This window comes from Pantoea sp. SIMBA_079 (assembly GCF_046940275.1).
Taxonomy (GTDB): Bacteria; Pseudomonadota; Gammaproteobacteria; order Enterobacterales; family Enterobacteriaceae; genus Pantoea; species Pantoea borealis.
The window spans coordinates 1-234 of the sequence record NZ_JAWRYR010000941.1 but is presented as its reverse complement, the minus strand read 5'-3'; the positions used below and the strand labels follow the sequence as shown (position 1 = coordinate 234).

The window sequence follows — 234 nt, the reverse complement described above, 5'->3', positions numbered from 1 at the left end:
GGCCAGCAGCAGTTCGCCCTGGTAACCCTCGGCAATCTTTGCCAGCAATGGCATCAGTGCCTTGCACGGCGCGCACCACTCGGCCCAGAAGTCCACCAGCACCGGTTTGTGGAAGGAGTTCTCGATCACCAGTTGCTGGAAGTTGGTATCGGTGGCGTCGAAAATGTAAGGCGTGTCTTGGGTCATCGCGACTCTCGCAAACTCGTGTATGGCAACACTATAAGGTGTCGCGAC

At 57.3% G+C, this 234-nt stretch carries 1 protein-coding gene; it reads right to left on the bottom strand.

The genetic code is table 11. The features are described from left to right. Window positions 1-186: thioredoxin family protein (locus tag SB719_RS22705; protein ID WP_412160115.1), on the bottom strand; the 186-nt coding region annotated here is incomplete at its 3' end. Window positions 187-234: the final 48 nt, after the last annotated feature.